The organism is Mucilaginibacter sp. R-33 (genome assembly GCF_049949235.1).
Lineage (GTDB): Bacteria > Bacteroidota > Bacteroidia > Sphingobacteriales > Sphingobacteriaceae > Mucilaginibacter.
Map to the genome: position 1 here is coordinate 5,196,379 of NZ_CP188089.1, position 14,310 is coordinate 5,210,688.

Annotated in this window: 12 protein-coding genes; 5 read left to right on the plus strand and 7 right to left on the minus strand. The window is 43.2% G+C overall.

The window, feature by feature from the left end:
• The first annotated feature begins 94 nt into the window (after positions 1-94).
• On the plus strand, positions 95-1,741 hold the full coding sequence (locus ACP26M_RS21400; RefSeq protein WP_426583121.1) for a M28 family metallopeptidase: 1,647 nt from the start codon (positions 95-97) through the stop codon (positions 1,739-1,741).
• A 193-nt stretch (positions 1,742-1,934) separates the two neighbouring features.
• Here ACP26M_RS21400 and ACP26M_RS21405 read toward each other — a convergent pair whose 3' ends face one another.
• From ACP26M_RS21405 to ACP26M_RS21415, 3 genes are all read right to left on the minus strand, one after another.
• A complete protein-coding gene (locus ACP26M_RS21405; protein ID WP_091210286.1) occupies positions 1,935-2,297 on the minus strand; it encodes a TM2 domain-containing protein in 363 nt (120 codons plus the stop codon).
• 502 nt (positions 2,298-2,799) lie between these two features.
• Positions 2,800-3,108 carry a DUF2752 domain-containing protein gene (locus ACP26M_RS21410; RefSeq protein WP_426583123.1) on the minus strand — a complete coding sequence of 103 codons (309 nt, stop codon included), beginning with the start codon at positions 3,106-3,108 and terminating at the stop codon, positions 2,800-2,802.
• On the minus strand, positions 3,101-3,511 hold the full coding sequence (locus tag ACP26M_RS21415; protein ID WP_426583125.1) for a DUF4199 domain-containing protein: 411 nt from the start codon (positions 3,509-3,511) through the stop codon (positions 3,101-3,103). The genes ACP26M_RS21410 and ACP26M_RS21415 overlap by 8 nt, the downstream gene beginning before the upstream one ends.
• Positions 3,512-3,666: 155 nt before the next feature.
• Between ACP26M_RS21415 and mfd the strand changes: the two genes are divergently transcribed.
• Positions 3,667-7,014, plus strand: a complete 3,348-nt coding sequence (mfd, locus tag ACP26M_RS21420) for a transcription-repair coupling factor (RefSeq protein WP_426583127.1) — start codon at positions 3,667-3,669, stop codon at positions 7,012-7,014.
• 188 nt (positions 7,015-7,202) lie between these two features.
• On the opposite strand, the gene ACP26M_RS21425 is transcribed toward mfd, so the two are convergent.
• The 3 genes from ACP26M_RS21425 to hpt all read right to left on the minus strand — a co-directional run bounded on the left by ACP26M_RS21425 (position 7,203) and on the right by hpt (position 9,585).
• Entirely contained in the window at positions 7,203-8,264 is a 1,062-nt protein-coding gene (locus ACP26M_RS21425; protein ID WP_426583129.1) for a hypothetical protein, read from the minus strand.
• A 165-nt stretch (positions 8,265-8,429) separates the two neighbouring features.
• Entirely contained in the window at positions 8,430-8,897 is a 468-nt protein-coding gene (locus ACP26M_RS21430; RefSeq protein WP_426583131.1) for a hypothetical protein, read from the minus strand.
• Between the two features lie 148 nt (positions 8,898-9,045).
• Positions 9,046-9,585: a hypoxanthine phosphoribosyltransferase gene (gene hpt / locus ACP26M_RS21435; protein ID WP_426583133.1), complete on the minus strand. Its 540-nt coding sequence runs from the start codon at positions 9,583-9,585 to the stop codon at positions 9,046-9,048.
• A gap of 150 nt (positions 9,586-9,735) precedes the next feature.
• Between hpt and ACP26M_RS21440 the strand changes: the two genes are divergently transcribed.
• From ACP26M_RS21440 to ACP26M_RS21450, 3 genes are all read left to right on the plus strand, one after another.
• Positions 9,736-10,965, plus strand: a complete 1,230-nt coding sequence (locus ACP26M_RS21440; RefSeq protein WP_426589753.1) for a M16 family metallopeptidase — start codon at positions 9,736-9,738, stop codon at positions 10,963-10,965.
• Positions 10,966-10,982: 17 nt separating this feature from the next.
• Complete coding sequence (gene def / locus ACP26M_RS21445) at positions 10,983-11,555, plus strand: peptide deformylase (RefSeq protein WP_373615639.1); 573 nt, start codon at positions 10,983-10,985, stop codon at positions 11,553-11,555.
• 195 nt (positions 11,556-11,750) lie between these two features.
• A complete protein-coding gene (locus ACP26M_RS21450) occupies positions 11,751-12,635 on the plus strand; it encodes a sugar phosphate isomerase/epimerase family protein (RefSeq protein ID WP_090533817.1) in 885 nt (294 codons plus the stop codon).
• A gap of 257 nt (positions 12,636-12,892) precedes the next feature.
• Here the strand turns inward: ACP26M_RS21450 and ACP26M_RS21455 are convergent, their stop codons facing one another.
• Positions 12,893-14,260: an MFS transporter gene (locus ACP26M_RS21455; protein WP_373615634.1), complete on the minus strand. Its 1,368-nt coding sequence runs from the start codon at positions 14,258-14,260 to the stop codon at positions 12,893-12,895.
• Positions 14,261-14,310 lie beyond the last annotated feature (50 nt).

The window sequence follows — 14,310 nt, forward strand, 5'->3', positions numbered from 1 at the left end:
AAAATTCGTGTCTTAAATTTCTTCAACGTTTCAATGATTGGATAATTGACCGGGATTTGCGTAAATTCGATCCTTTCCCGAAAACTCACATCATATGAAAATCAAACACCGATACCTGATGCTTATTGGTGGCCTTGCCATTTTAGCAGGCTGCCAGAATAATAAAAGCGTGCCGGCCGAAAAAGCTATTACCGCTGCCGAAATAAAAAAATATATCTCGGCTTTAGCCAATGATTCCATGATGGGCCGCAAACCTTTCACCGCCGGCGAAGACAAGGCGATTAAATACATTTCGGAGCAGTTTAAACTGGCCGGGCTCGAACCGGGCAACAATGGCAGTTATTTCCAGGATGTGCCCATGGTGCAGATCACCAGTACCCCATCCCCTGCCATGGAAATAACTGGCGGTAAAACGCCGCTCAGCCTGCATGCCACCACAGATTTCGTAACATTCAGCCGCCGCGAGGTTGATTCGGTAGCGCTTAAAAATTCGCCGCTGATTTTTGCGGGATATGGCGTTGTTGCTCCCGAATATCACTGGAATGATTATGCCGGACTTGATGTTAAAGGGAAAACGGTTGTGGTACTGGTGAACGATCCGGGATTTAAAAACGGCGATCCTACATTTTTCAAAGGCGATACCATGACCTACTACGGCAGGTGGACTTACAAGTATGAGGAAGCCGCGCGCCAGGGTGCTGCAGGCGTGCTTATCATCCACCAAAAAGAACCTGCAAGTTATGGATGGGAAGTGGTATCCAACAGTAACACAGGCGCCAAACTTTACCTGCAGCAAAAAGACAAGCATATGAACCGCTGCAAGGTTGAAGGCTGGATCACCGAAGATATGGGTAAAAAACTTTTAGCTGAAGTGGGCATAACCGGCGATTTCCGCGCCCTGGCCCGTAAAAAAGATTTTAAGGCCATCCCGCTTAAGCAATCAGTTACTTTAACCATCAACAACCAGTTAAAGTATTCTACATCGCACAACGTTATCGGCACACTTAAAGGCAGCTCTCAACCGGGCGAATATGTATTATACACCGCCCATTGGGACCACCTGGGCGTAGGTAAGCCTAACGCCAAAGGCGATAGCATTTACAATGGCGCGGTTGATAATGCCGATGGTGTGGCTGCTATTATCAGTGTGGCCAAAGCATTTAACATGGCCAAAGAAAAACCCAAACGCTCCATTGTATTTTTAGCCGTTACAGCCGAAGAACAGGGTTTACTGGGTTCGGAATATTATGCCACCCATCCTATTTACCCGGTTAACAAAACAGTTGCCGATCTCAACATGGATGCCCTGGGCGATTACGGCGAAACCAAAGACATAGCTGTAACCGGTAAAGGTCAAAACGATTTGGAAGATTATGTTGATGAAATAGTAAAAGCACAAGGGCTTAGCACTGTTGGCGACAGGCACCCCGGCTCTGGCAGCTACTACCGGTCGGACCATTTTAACTTCGCTAAGGTTGGTGTACCGGCTCTTGATATTAACAATGGCAGCATCAGCGCAGTACATGAGGGCAGCTACGGCGAAGCCAAACAAAAAGATTATGGCGACAACCGCTATCACCAACAGGCCGATAATTATACCGACACCATGGATGCCACCGGCATGGCACAGATAGCTAATATCCTTTATGAAGTTGGTACTAAGCTGGGCAACGAAACAATCTTCCCCGGCTGGAAAAATGGCTCGGAGTTTAAGGCGATAAGGGAGAAATCGATGAAGTAAAGGCTTTCTAATCTTAATCGTCATTGCGAGGAACGAAGCAATCCCGAACTATACAGGGCGGCCTTGCATGGTTTACCTTGAAGTCGGGGATTGCTTCGTTCCTCGCAATGACGATTATTTTTAAAAAAAAATCCACCCCGTAACAGAAGGTGGATTTTTTTATTATATAGTGAAACTATACCCTTAAAGGGATTTAGTTGCTCATTTTAGCTATGTTGAAGCTTTCGTAGGCCATTTGCCTGTTGTAATCGTTGGCGATGGTTTTGTAGTTGATGAGGTCGACAATGGTACCGATGAAACAAAAACCGGCTGTGAAAAAGTACAGGATCCCCATCCCAATCTGGTCAGTCATGAAACGCTGTACGCCTGATACGCCAAGAAAGCCGGCAAGCGTAGCAAACATGATGTCTTGAGGGTTACGCCTTTTGCTGGCATAAAATGACATGAAAGTGCGGGCCTGGTCTTCTGTTAATGAGGCGGTAGCCTGTTGCAGAAATGTATATTCTTCGGGAGTGATACCGTCAAAAGACATATATGGATTTTGATAAGCGTTCATTTCAGTAAGTTTTAAAGTTTGTGATTGTTTTATGATATAAAGGTACAGCAGCAGCCATGAAACGCCTACAGGAGATAGGTTAGCGGAGATAAGTAGTCGGTGAAATGATGGGTTTTGACGGTAAAAGTAGCGTGGAAATTTTACCGAGGATAGGAGTAGCAATAAAATGTCATTGCTGTAAGAAACGACCTGAGAAATCCCGGAAAAACCGTGATGACGTATAAAGTATATTTTGGCGATAGTGCGCTGGGGTTGCGTTAGTGATAGAAGCGGATACCAGCCTCGTGGCTAATGCCTGTGCAGTATGAGCACGGGCCGCAGGCAACGCCCAAATTTATAATATCGATCAAAAACGCACCTAATAATCAAAAACTTATAATCACATCATTATACAGAAAGAAGCAATTGCACGGAAACATGGCCACTCTGTGTAGCATGCGATTGCCACGTCGCGCCCTGCTCATACCCCCCCCGCTCCTCGCAATGATATGATTTATAAAATTTAGGTAAGGCTCTTAAACTGATTCCTTTCCAGCAGCCTTGCTTTGGTAAGCACATAAATCCGGTTAAAGATCACTGCTACAGCAGGGATGCCAAGCCAGTGGGCGCGGAACGAATTGCTGATATCGCCGTGGAAAAGATAAATAATGCTATGCCCAAGGCCGCAGCCCGGACACCAGCCTATGCCCATCAGCTTAAGAGGGCACAGAGTAAAGTGCGATGCTTCGGTTGGCGAGGTCATCGCCAATGAAAGCATCGCCGCTATCCAGAACAAAAGTTCAAAATATTTTGAAAAAAATCGTTTAATCAAGTTTGTTCGCTTTGTTGGTGAATAATAATGATACCGCGAAGGCAAGCAGTACGCCAACTATCAATGCACCAAAGATTCGTTCAGAAAAATCCTTTATGTTAGCATCTGCCGACGATATGTAGCTGATATAAAGTATTGAGCCGAAAACGGCGATGATGCCGCCTACAATTAATATCTTAAAGCTTTGAAAAAGGGCTTCCAAAAAGCCCATCTGGCCATTACACTCGTTTTTCCGATAACTCATGATGCCGAAAAAAAGACCGATAGCCGGTATAATAAATGAAAAGTATTCGACTGGGGCCACAACGTCTTTTTGCGGCATAACGCCAAGCCGTGGCATAGCAAAGATCCAGATGATACTTAGTACGCCGATGATACCCCCTGATAACACTGCATTCTTCATAATTATATAATTAAGATTGATTTATAAATCGGTATGCGCGTTTACATACATAAATTTATCATTAAAAAGTAAATAAGCCCTCATATTGTTTGCATTAATTTTTAGCCAGCGCTTTTTTATTTTGGCTTTTCTTTTTTGTTTATCTTTGCGGCGGTTTGAACATCCGTGATATATTAGACAGATATAAGGCTGATGACCGGATAAAAGCGTTGGCTACCGCGCTTAACGCATCAAAAAATCCAAGGGTACAGCTACGTGGTTTGGTGGGATCAAGTGATTCGGCCATGGCGGTAGCATTGTATTTTTTGCAGCACAAACACATGGTATTTGTACTGCCCGACCGCGAAGAAGCAGGCTATTTCCAGGCCGACCTGGAAAACCTCACCGGCAAAGAAGCCCTGCTGTTCCCCTCATCATACCGCAAGCCATTTGAGTTTACCCAGCCCGACAGCAGCAATGTGCTTGCCCGTGCCGAGGTTTTGAATGAGCTTAACCATAGTACAGAATACGGCCAGCTCATTGTTACCTACCCGGAGGCCCTGGCCGAAAAAGTAATTGATCGCTCTTCGCTTGAAAAAAACACACTTGAGATAGCCGTTGGCAATAAGCTCAGTATTGATTTCATTAATGAGTTTTTGATAGAGTACGATTTTGAACGGGTTGATTTTGTATATGAGCCGGGGCAATTTTCTATCCGTGGCGGTATTGTTGATATCTTCTCTTTTTCGCATATGCTCCCCTACCGGGTTGAGTTTTTTGGTGATTTCATTGAGTCGATCCGTACGTTTGAAATCGAGAGTCAACTATCGGTTGAGCATGTTAAAAGCATTACCATTGTTCCCAACGTACAATCTAAATTTCTAACGGAGAATAACATCTCCCTGCTTGAATATGTGGAAGCAGGCACGCAGGTATGGATCAAGGATGTTCAGTTTACGCTGGACATTATCCAAACCGGTTATAAAAAGGCTGTAAACCTTTGGAAAGCCCTCTCTGCAGATGAAAAGGCACAAAACCCCGATTGGATTGACCCCAAATTTGGTTTTACCGACGAAAAACTGATCGGTGATCAGTTGCATGATTTCCCTGTGGTAGAGTTTGGGAAGCAGTTTTTTTACCATGACGCTACCGCTATCAATTTTGATATGCGCCCGCAGCCATCGTTTAATAAAGATTTTACGCTGCTCATTCATAATTTCAAAAACAATGAGTCTGACAAGATAGAGAACTTCATCTTTACCGATTCAGCCAAACAGGTTGAGCGTTTATACGCCATTTTGGACGACCTGGACAAAACGGTAAAATTTACGCCGGTAAGCATCTCCATACGCGAAGGTTTCATTGATCACGAACAAAAGATAGCCTGCTATACCGATCACCAGATCTTTGACCGTTACTATAAATACAAAACCCGCAAGGGCTATCAGCGTTCCCAAGCTATTACGCTGAAAGAGCTCCGCGACCTTAAACCCGGCGATTATGTTACCCATATCGACCACGGTATAGGCAAATATGCAGGCTTGGAAAAGGTTGACGTCAACGGCAAACAACAGGAAATGATCCGCCTGATTTATGCTGATAATGACCTGCTGTATGTGAACATCAACTCGCTTAACCGCATCTCCAAATTCAGCGGTAAAGAAGGCTCCGTTCCCAAAATGAACAAGCTGGGTACCGACACCTGGGAACGTTTGAAGAAAACGACAAAAAAAAAAGTTAAGGACATAGCCCGGGACCTGATCAAGCTTTACGCGCTCCGTAAAGCCCAGCATGGCAATGCTTTTTCGCCCGATAGCTACCTGCAAACCGAACTGGAGGCATCATTCCTGTACGAGGACACTCCCGACCAGGAAAAAGCCACTGCCGATTTTAAAAAAGATATGGAGTCGCCCCACCCTATGGACCGCCTCATTTGCGGCGACGTGGGTTTTGGTAAAACGGAAGTTGCTGTTCGCGCGGCATTCAAGGCAGTTGCCGATAGCAAGCAGGTGGCCATCCTTGTACCAACTACTATTTTAGCCGCACAACACTACAAAACTTTTACCGATAGACTCAAAGGTTTTCCTGCCAATATTGATTATGTTAACCGCTTTAAATCAACCCGGCAGATCAAGGATACCCTGGAGAAACTAAAAGAAGGTAAAGTAGATATCATCATAGGCACACATCGTTTGGTAAGCAAGGATGTGAAATTTAAAGACCTTGGCCTGATGATCATTGACGAAGAGCAGAAGTTTGGCGTATCAACCAAAGAAAAACTGAAGCAAATGCGCGCCAATGTAGATACGCTTACCTTAACAGCAACTCCTATCCCGCGTACGCTTCATTTTTCGTTAATGGGCGCACGTGACCTTTCTATCATATCAACTCCGCCGCCAAACCGCCAGCCGGTTGTTACCGAGCTGCATGTGTTTAATGATAAGCTCATTAAAGAAGCGGTTGAATTTGAGATTGACCGCGGCGGGCAGGTGTTCTTTATCCACAACCGCGTGGCCGATCTGCCGCAATTGGGCGGCATGATCCGTAAGCTGGTACCGAAAGCCCGTATAGGTATAGCCCACGGCCAATTGGAAGGTGACGATCTGGAAGATGTAATGCTTAAATTCGTGAACCACGAGTATGATGTGTTGGTAGCTACAACCATTATTGAGGCCGGCCTGGACATTCCCAATGCCAATACCATTATCATCAACTACGCCCATATGTTTGGATTGAGCGACCTGCACCAGATGCGCGGCCGTGTGGGCAGGAGTAATAAAAAGGCGTATTGTTATTTACTAAGTCCGCCGTTGTCAACGTTGACCAGCGAGGCCCGCAAACGCCTGAGTGCCATTGAAGAGTTCAGCGACCTGGGCAGCGGCTTTAATGTGGCTATGAGGGATTTGGATATCCGTGGCAGCGGTAACCTGCTTGGCGCCGAACAAAGCGGCTTCATTGCCGAAATTGGCTTTGAAATGTATCATAAGATCCTCGACGAAGCCATACAGGAACTAAAGGAAGATGAATTTAAAGGCGTTTTCCCCGAGGATAAGCCCCGCCCATATATCTCCTTTACCCAAATTGATACCGACCTGGAGATCCTCATTCCCGATGAGTATGTAACTAATCTCTCCGAGCGATATAACCTGTATACCGAGCTTTCCAAACTGGAAAACGAGGTAGAATTACAAGCCTTTCAACAAAAACTGAACGACCGCTTTGGGCCTGTCCCCGCACAGGTTAACGGGTTGCTTAACACCCTGCGGTTGCAATGGCTGGGGAAAGCTATTGGCTTTGAAAAGATCTCGCTCAAGAAAAACGTTTTGCGTGGTTATTTTATCACCAACCAGCAATCAAGTTACTTTGAAACCGAGGCCTTCCGTAATGTGCTCGACTTTGTGAAGAACAACCCAAGGCGCACTAATTTGAAAGAAGTTAAAAATACGCTCCGTTTGGGCATTGAGGGAATTGATAGTGTTGATGAGGCGGTGAGAATGCTAAGCGAAGTGGCGGGGATAATATAATCATCTCCTGTTGTCGTATCCCCACGACAACATAATGTCTTTCTATGTATTGGAATTCCAACAATGGTGAAAAGTTTTCATGAGGACATGCACACGCAACAGCACGTCTTTATATTAAGTTCGCATAATGCGTTAACCAATCAAACTTAATGACTAAATTTCATCTGCTAACATTATCTACGGCAGCATTACTCAACAACAAACTCACTAAAAGAAACCACGGAATGCTGAGCGCTGTAAGACCCATTAGTTTCATAATTTAAAGGTATTATTATCTTGGTTTTAAGGGGAATTCCATAGTATTTGTGTGGCATCCAGCCGCTTTCCCTCAATAATATCGCGGCTATCTTTTCTTTTATGGCGCTGTCCAAATCGCCCAGTACTTCGGGATGGGAAAGCGAACCATCTTTCTCAATAATAAACGAAACGCTTACATTCTTCAATGAAATTTTTTCGCCATTTGAACCCCGGAAGCCTTTAATCTTTCTGTTTATTAAATCAATAAAAACCATGAGGCTATTTTTATACATACCCAAAGTGTTTTCTTCTGTAAAAGGGTAGGCAACACCGTTTCTATCAATCCCTGTCCCTCTGATGAACTTTCCTTTTTCGTATTGATATGTATATTTAATAGAATCGGCCTCTCCTGTTTTTCCGTGCCATATTCCTTCGGGAAGTCCATTTATAACTTCGCCTTCAAGTATCATGTTTTTAAATTCATCGTCATACACAGTCCAATGGCCTCTTCCATTTTCGCAAATTAATTTACCAGAGGGATCATAACAATCAAGGTAAAGGCTCTTGACGTAAAAAACTATCTTACCGTGTACGTTTTTTGTTCGCGAAAACAACTTACCTGTGGGATAGTATAGATACTCGTCCCCATCTTTATATCCGTTTGAATAGTGTAGTATACCTTTTCGCTTGCCATTCGGGTAAAAACTAACGCAATCTCCAGTCAATAGCATTGTAGCCTTTTTGAAATAAAAGGGCCCATCAAAATAAGACTTGCCTATAAACTTTACATTTCCGTTGGTATAGTACTCTTTAACATTTGGCATAACATCCCCTGAATCAGCGGGCAAAATGGCCCTGACATAATCGGCGCTATCAATTGTGGTTACAAGTATATCCTTGCCGTCTCTATTTAAGTTATGCTTGAAATAATAAACAATTGTATCGCGCTGCTGACAACTGGCAGATGCGGCAAAACAAAATATTGAGATAAGGAATAAAAAGGCTTTAAACATAGAATAAAAATATAGAAAATAGTCTTATTCTGAAACTCTTAAACTTTCACTGTCGAGATTGCCCCAAAATCTACAAAAAAGCTCGCATTTTAAATATGCGAGCACTTTTGTTGCTTCAATATCCACTGTAAGACGAAACTGAGTTAGCGTTCCGCTTATAAAAAATTAATAAACCGCTAAGCTGTAATTAAGCGTTTGTCCTTCTTGCAAAAACAAATTCGGCGCTTTTGCTTTGTCTGAGTCGTTGATAACGCCATCGTTATTGGTGTCTTTAAATTTCACGGAACCAATTATCGCTGCAGGTGTTTGTTTAGGGCTGCTGTCAATATCGGCCTGGGTTTTAAAAATACCTATCGGAATCAAACCATTGTAGTAGCTTTTCTGGGTTCCTTTTTCAGCAACAATGTAATACTCTCCTATATAGGCAACTACTGCAGTCGCTTTTCCTGACGCATCCGTAGTAAGTGTGTATGAGGGCGCTTCCCCGGTATTGGGTTTATTTACATCATCATACAGTTTTACTGTTGCACCTGCCGATGCAGCGCCGGTCTGGCCATCAGTTATGGTAATAGCAACAGTTGAAGTAGCCGACCCTTTTTTATCACATGAAGAAAACAAAAACGATGCTGCCATGCAGCCTGATAAAAGTAAAGATGTATATTTCATAAACCCTAAAACGAAACAAGGGAGCTATTGTTTTAATCAGTTGTTAAAAAAATTACCCATAATGTGCTATACATCAATAGCAACCACCAAATTTCCTGTTAATATCCGTTTAATCTTATCCTACTTTTTTATAAATATCTTTTAAATTACGCCCCATTTCCTTGTAATCAAGGCCATAACCTACTACAAACTCGTTTTCTATTTCAAAGCCCACATACTTAAGCTCCTCTATCTTTTTTTGAAGAGCGGCCGGCTTTAATAATAATGAGCATAACCTTAATGACGCGGGCTCTCTTTCCTTAAGTTTCTGAATTAGATAGTGAGCTGTATTGCCCGTATCAACAATATCTTCAATAATAAGTACATCGCGTCCCCTAATATCAACCGTTAAATCAATATCTTCCCGTATTTTTAGCGTACTGGAGGTGCCACCATAGTATGATGCTAATTTGGTGAAGTTAATTTCGCAGGGAATGCCCACTTGTTTGATCAGGTCGGCTATAAAAAGAAAACTGCCGCTGAGTACGCCTATAAAAACCGGTATTCTATTGCTATAATCCTCATTTAATTGTATGCCAATTTCTTTCACACGTTCTTCAATCTTATCGGCAGTTAGTAGTATCTCAAATTCCAGATCGGCTATTTGTTTTGTCATTGGGTTTAGTTTGTTTTTTAAAGGCAGTATAGTTCCGCGGTTTACATTAATCCCGGCGAAATTTGATTTTAAGCGCCTAAAATACTATTAATCACTTACAATAGCGTGAAAAATAATTGTGACATATAAGCTTATCTTTGCAGCCGAATGATTGACTATCACCTTTATACTTTACCTAATGGTATCCGCATACTGTATAAGCACTGGCCATCTGCAATTACACATTGCTGCTTTATTGTAAACGCGGGATCGCGCGACGAAGCTCCGGGACAGGAAGGCCTTGCCCATTTTATTGAGCACCTGCTGTTTAAAGAAACCGAACGCCGTAACACCAATCAGATCCTCAACAGGCTTGAGCTTGTTGGCGCCGATCTTAACGCTTATACCACTAAAGAATATACCTGCATCCACGCATCGTTGCTTAACCAGCACCTTGACCGCACTATGGATCTTTTTGAGGATATATTATTTCATTCCACGTTCCCCGATGATGAACAGGAGAAAGAGCGCGGTGTTATTTTAGATGAAATAGCTTCCTATCTTGACCAGCCGGAAGAAGCCATACAGGATGACTTTGAAGAGCTGCTATTTAAGGAACACCCCATGGGGCAAAACATTTTAGGGACGCCCGAAACTGTTGGCAGGCTTAACGGGGACGACATCCGGGGGTTTATAGCGGCAAACTATAATACAACCGAAATGATCTTCGCCGTACACGGCAATTATGAGTTCAGGAAACTGGTGGCTATGTCTGAAAAGTATTTCGGCCATGTTCCTTTAAATGAGCTTCAAAAAAATCGGGTAAAGCCAGTACAAAGTACGGGTAGTATCCATATCGTTAACAAACCTATCTCACAAACGCACTGCATTATAGGCACACAGGCTTATTCATCATCGCATGAGCATAAATGGGGTTTATTATTGCTTAACAACCTGCTGGGCGGGGTGGGCATGAGCAGCCGGCTCAACCTCGAGATCAGGGAAAAACATGGTATAGCCTATACTGTCGAATCAAATTACACCCCCTTAACCGATACCGGCATCTTTTCTATTTATTTTGGTACGGATACCGAAAAAGCAAACAAAGCCTCAAAACTGATTCATAAGGAGCTGAAAAAACTGCGTGAACAAAAGCTGGGCAGTTTGCAATTGCACCAGGCCCGGCAAAAGTTTATCGGACAAATAGCATTAGCAGAAGAAAACCGCATGAGCCTCATTATTGCCATGGCCAAAAGCATGATTGATTTTAACCGTGTTGACACCCTCGAAGAGATCTTTGCTAAAATTAACCAGGTAAGTGCCGAGCAATTGCTGGAGATCAGCAATGAAATTTTTGATAATGACCGCCTGATCACTTTGCTATTTGAGCCTAAGCAATAATCCTTTATTTTTGCAAGATGAAGTATCCTATCATTGCCTACGGTGATCCTGTTTTAAGAAAGAAAGCAACAGCCATTGAGCCCGACGAGTATCCGCATATAAAAGAACTGGTTGACAATATGTTTGAAACCATGTATGCGGCCCGTGGCGTTGGACTGGCAGCGCCGCAGGTAGGCATGTCAATGCGTTTATTTGTAGTGGATGCCACCCCCTTTGATGATGACGAACCGGAGCTAAAGGATTTCAAAAAAGCGTTCATCAACGCTACCATACTGGAAGAAACCGGTGAGGAATGGGGCTTTAACGAAGGCTGCCTGAGCATTCCGGATATTCGTGAGGATGTATACCGCAAGCCGGTTGTACGCATGTCATACTATGACGAGAACTGGAAACATCATGAAGAAACGTTTAAAGGCATGGCCGCGCGCGTTATCCAGCACGAATACGATCACATTGAAGGCAAATTGTTTACCGATAAGCTAAGCCCGTTACGTAAACGGCTTATCGAAAAAAAGCTTAACGATATATCAAAAGGCATGGTTGATGTGGATTATAAAATGAAGTTTCCCAACATTAAAAAAGGAAGATAATACTTTACCCAAAGCATATGAAGAGCCGCCACACAGCGGCTTTTTCTTTTTGTATATTTTTATAAATATTCAGCTAAACCTGTAAAAATTACAATACTATACCTCTGCATTAAACCAATCGGCGTAATTTCGGTCTTTGTTTTGGCATTTTTAATGCGTTATATTTACACAACCAATCATAAAAATCATAAACCAATGACTACCAGACGATCTTTTCTAAAAACTTCGGCGCTACTTTCAGCAGGCCTGTTGGCAGCTCCTAATTTGTTTGCATATGATAAAAAATATATAGGCTTACAATTATATACTGTGCGTGATGCTATGGCTGCCGACCCTGTTGCTGCATTGGCAAAGGTTGCCAAAACAGGTTTCACATCTGTTGAAGGTGCAACTTATACTGGTACCGAATTGTTTTATGGCATGCGCCCCGGCGATTTTGCAAATGTTTTAAAACAAAACGGCCTCATCATGCCGAGCGCGCATTACCGTTTAGGCGAGGAGCTGGTTAACGGCGAACAACAAAAAGGAACCATCATGAACGACTGGAAAAAAGCCGTTGATGACGCTGCCGAAGCTGGTGTGCAATACATGGTTTGCGCATATCTTTCACAATCTGAGCGCGGCAATCTTGACCATTATAAAAACGTGGCCAATATGCTTGATATAGCCGGCGAAACCTGTAAAGGCGCGGGTATCCAGCTTTGCTATCACAACCACGACTTTGAATTTATACAGGAAAACGGTAAATACCCATATGAGATCCTTTTGGAGAACACCGATAAAGACCTTGTAAAAATGGAAATGGACCTGTATTGGGTTAATAAAGCAAACCAGGATCCTATCGCCCTTATTGATAAACACCCGGGCCGTTTCCCTTTATGGCATGTTAAAGACATGGACAAAACGCCTGAAAAGAAATTTACTGAAGTTGGTAATGGTGTTATCGACTTTAAAAAGATCTTTACCCAGGCTAAAAAATCGGGCCTCAAATATTTCTTTGTTGAGCAGGATGTTTGCCCGGGCGATCCGTTTGTGAGCATTGCACAAAGTATCAGCTATATTAAAAAGAACCTGGTGTAATATTGCTTTTACACTGATATCCTGAAGGCCTGCATTTAAAACAAATGGCAGGCTTTTTTTATTCTACAAGGGCAATTGTTTTATAACACATTTAACGGCAAAGGAAAATGAGCGCAATCATAATCAAATACGTCATAGTCATTTTGATGGCTTCTCTTCTTTTTGCCTGTGTTGCTGAAGCGCAAACCGATAAACAGCCGATTCAGGCCCCACAGCAACATGTTACCTGCCTTTAAAGGCCCGGCGGGACTTGAAGCTCAATGATGGGAGGTTCTCTTTTTGCCCCTGTTCCTGCGCTCCCTGAACCGGTTAAAGAAAACAAAAGCCAGCAAACAAAGCACACAACCGCAAATGCCGTTCAGGCGCAGTCCATAATCGTTGCCTGGGTCTTTTCCATAAATGGTTAAAAACGCGAACAATGCAATACCCAGTGTTTGGCCCAGTTTTACAAACAGGTATTTAACCGCAAAGAACATTCCTTCCCGGTTCTCACCGGTACGTTTAGCCTCGTTCTGTGCTATTTCGGCAAGTATAGCATTGGGTAAAATACCCAGCGAGGCCAGCGGAAACGACGCACTGATAACCAGCGTATAGATTTGCACCTGTGGTGTAAATGGAAGTTTGCCCAGGAAAAATATCGCTACAAAAATTAAACTCAGTAACCCGAACGAAAAAAGCACGATAGGTTTTTTGCCAATCTTTTGCGATAGGTAATTAACCAGCGGATAAAACAGCAGTGATACCAATACCATCGTAGCCATAAGTTCTCCGCCCATAGATTCGGGCAGATTTAACAACGATTTTAAAAAAAACAGTAAGCCACTTGATATGATGCTTAATGCCATATAGTACGAAAAATCGGATATCAGGTAATATTTGAAATTCCGGTTTTCAAAGGTTTTTTGAATAGCAGGCAATAGCGGCAAGTGCGATGGGTGACCGTTTGAATACCGTTTTTCGTCTATGGTGAATACAGGCACGAGCATCACCAGCCCGGCAAATATGGCCAGCCCCCAAATGGTGTACTGTACGGCGGTATCGCGATTGAGGGTACCGGCAAAGCGTTGTACCCAGTCGGCAAAGTTATTGACCATGGCCGATAGGATAATCCCTATCACAAAACCCACCTGTTGTAATGATGATAGTTTAACCCTTTCGCTGCCCGTACGGGTAAGCTCCGGCAGCAGGGCGTTGTACGGGATAATATAGGCCGTAGCACCCATAAAAAAGCAAATAAGCGTAAAGGTAAGCCAGTAAGCGTTATGGATACTTTCGCCCTTTACCATGGGGTAAAAGGTTAATCCGCAAAATAAAGCTGCAGGTAAAACAGCCCATTGCATAAAAGGAATGCGCCGCCCACGACGGTTTTCGCTTTTATCACTTAGCGAGGCAATAAAAGGATCAAAAAAAGCATCCACCAACCGCCCGGAAGCTGTAATCACAGACATGATATTGAACAGGCCAAAAAGCAACAATTGAGGTACCAGCGTAGTAAGCCCGGCATTGTTTGGCGGCAGGTAAAAGTAAGGCAGCATCACAATGATAATATTGGTCATGATGCTCCACCCTATCATTCCGCAGGCATAAGCAAGCTGTTTGGAAAGTGGTAGTTTATTGGCTGGCATTTAATGCAATATGCAAATATTACATCAATATATAATGGAGGTTTAACCGG